This is a genomic window from Pseudomonas sp. NPDC085632 (assembly GCF_044541255.1).
GTDB lineage: Bacteria > Pseudomonadota > Gammaproteobacteria > Pseudomonadales > Pseudomonadaceae > Aquipseudomonas.
The window spans coordinates 1-2694 of the sequence record NZ_JBITSX010000106.1; the positions used below are offsets into that span (position 1 = coordinate 1).

The 2694-nt window shown below is 62.5% G+C and carries 2 protein-coding genes; both read right to left on the reverse strand.

All coding sequences use genetic code 11. From position 1 onward, the window contains the following. Positions 1-517 (reverse strand): NADH-quinone oxidoreductase subunit H (locus tag ACIF4X_RS29175; RefSeq protein ID WP_397484688.1); only part of this gene is annotated, 517 nt, incomplete at its 3' end. Next, positions 514-2694 (reverse strand): molybdopterin-dependent oxidoreductase (locus ACIF4X_RS29180; protein ID WP_397484689.1); only part of this gene is annotated, 2181 nt, incomplete at its 5' end. The genes ACIF4X_RS29175 and ACIF4X_RS29180, both read right to left, overlap by 4 nt.

Here is a 2694-nt window from a genome sequence, read left to right on the forward strand (position 1 = left end):
AGCCGACCTGCACCACGATGCCCATCAGGGCCAGGCCCATGAACACTTCGTAGGACACGGTCTGCGCCGATGCACGCAAGCTGCCGAGCAGGGCGAACTTGTTGTTACTCGACCAGCCGGCGAACAGCACCGCGTAGACCGACAGACCGGCCATGGCGAAGAAGAACAGCAAGCCGATGTTCAGATCCGCGACGCCCCAGGTCGGGGTGATCGGGATGATCGCGAAGGCGATCAGCAGGGCGGACATCGCCACCACCGGTGCCAGGGTGAAGATCACCTTGTCGGCAAACGGCGGGGTCCAGTCTTCCTTGAAGAACATCTTCAGCATGTCGGCGGCGATCTGGAACATACCGAACGGGCCAACGCGGTTCGGACCGTAACGGTCCTGCCACCAGCCCAGCAGGCGACGTTCGACAAAGCTGAGCAACGCGCCCGCGACCACCACGGCCAGCAGAATCACGATGGCTTTGACGACCGAGAGGATCACATCGATCACTTCAGGGGTGAACCAGGTCATTGCGCTGCCTCCTGCAGACCGTCGACGGATACGCCGGCGAATGCCGGTGGAATGCCGGCGATGCCCGCAGGCAATGCCACCAGACCTGCGCCCAGTTCTTCATTGATGCGCAGCGGCAGACGCAGGGTCTGACCGGCGACGTTCAGGCTCAGCAGCGCACCGTCGTTGACGCCCAGACGATCCGCTTCGGACTTGGCCAGTGCCACGTATGGAGCCGGAATGCGTTCTTGAACCGGTGCGGCTTTCGAAGAGTTTTCTTCGCTGCCGAACAGGTGGAAGAACGGCACGGCTTGCCAGGTGCCCGGCGCCGGGTTGAACGCACGTGGCGCAGCGGCGAACCAGTTCAGCGAATCACCGGTGCTTTCGATCAGGCGGGTGCCCGGGTCGCCAGCGCGGATGTGACCACCGACTTCGTCCTGGAACTTGTTCCACGCTTGTGGCGAGTTCCAGCCCGGCGACCATGCAAATGGTACTTGCTGACGCGGTTCGGCAGAGCCCGAGTAACCTTCCATGGAGAAGGCGAACGCGGTGTCTTTGTCTTGTGGGGTGCGCGGTTCGTGAACGCTGATGTCGGCGCGCATCGCGGTGCGACCGGAATAACGCAGCGGTTCACGCGCCAGTTTCAGACCCTTGATGCGGAACGCGGCGGACGGTGCAGCGTCGACGATGCGCGCCAACTGATCGGTGCTCGAAGCAACGGCAGCGGTGACGTGGTCGAGTTGCGTCCAGTCGATCGGCTGGTTCAGCAGGGTCGCGCGCAGGGCGTGCAGCCAGCGCCAGCCTTCGTGAACCAGGATGCTTGCGTCGAGGTATTGCGGGTCGAAAACCTGGAAGAAGCGCTGGGCGCGACCTTCCTGGCTGACCAGCGTACCGTCGCCTTCAGCGAAGCTCGCGGCTGGCAGAACCAGGTGCGCGCGGTCGCTGGTAGCGGTCTTCTGATGATCAGCAACGATCACCACTTGCGCAGCGTTCAGTGCAGCATCGACTTTTTCTTTGGCCGTGCGGGTGTACAGATCGTTTTCCAGCACGACGATCGCGTCGGCCTTGCCATCGATGACGGCTTGCAGCGCCGCGTCGACCGATTCGCCACCGAGCATGGCCAGACCGAGGCTGTTGGCTTCCGGCACGATCAGGCTGATCGAACCGTTCTTCTCGCGCAGCTTCAGTGCCTTGGCGATGTTCGCGGCGGCTTCGATCAGGGCTTTGGAGCCCAGCGAAGTACCGGCGATGATCAGCGGACGTTTTGCAGCGAGCAGGGCGTCGGCAATGCGCTTGGCCAGTTCCAGTGCTTCAGCGTCCAGACCTTCAACGGCCGGGGCGCTGGCATCCAGTGCGTGGGCAACGGCGAAACCGATGCGTGCCAAGTCGTCTGGAGCTGCGTGTACGCATTCTTCGGCGATGTCGTCGAGCTTGGTTTCGGCCAGGCTGGCGATGAACAGCGGGTTCAGCGCGTGCTGACCGATGTTCTTCACCGCCGCGTCGAGCCAAGGCTGAACGCGCATGGCTTCGGCCATGTCTTCAGCTTTGCCTTTGACCGATTGACGTAGCGACAGCGCCACACGGGCAGCGGTCTGGGTCAGGTCTTCACCGAGGACGAAAATCGCGTCGTGGTCTTCGATGTCACGCATGTTCGGCACAGGCAGCGGGCTGTCTTTCAGCACTTGCAGGACCAGACGGATGCGTTCCAGTTCGGACGCTTCGATACCCGAGTAGAAGTGCTCGGCGCCGACCAGTTCGCGCAACGCGTAGTTGCTTTCAAGGCTGGCACGCGGCGAACCGATACCGACGATGTTGCGACCGCGCAGCAGATCAGCCGCTTTATCCAGTGCCGCATCCAGGCTGAGCTTGGTGCCGTCGGCCAGCAGCGGCTGACGTGGACGGTCGGTGCGGTTGACGTAGCCATAACCGAAACGGCCACGGTCGCAGAGGAAGTACTGGTTCACCGAACCGTTGAAACGGTTTTCGATGCGACGCAGTTCGCCGTAACGCTCGCCCGGAGAGATGTTGCAACCGCTCGAGCAGCCATGGCAGATGCTCGGCGCGAACTGCATGTCCCACTTGCGGTTGTAGCGCTCGGAGTGAGTCTTGTCGGTGAACACACCGGTCGGGCAGACCTCGGTGAGGTTGCCGGAGAACTCGCTTTCGAGGGTGCCGTCTTCAACGCGACATGGCAACTT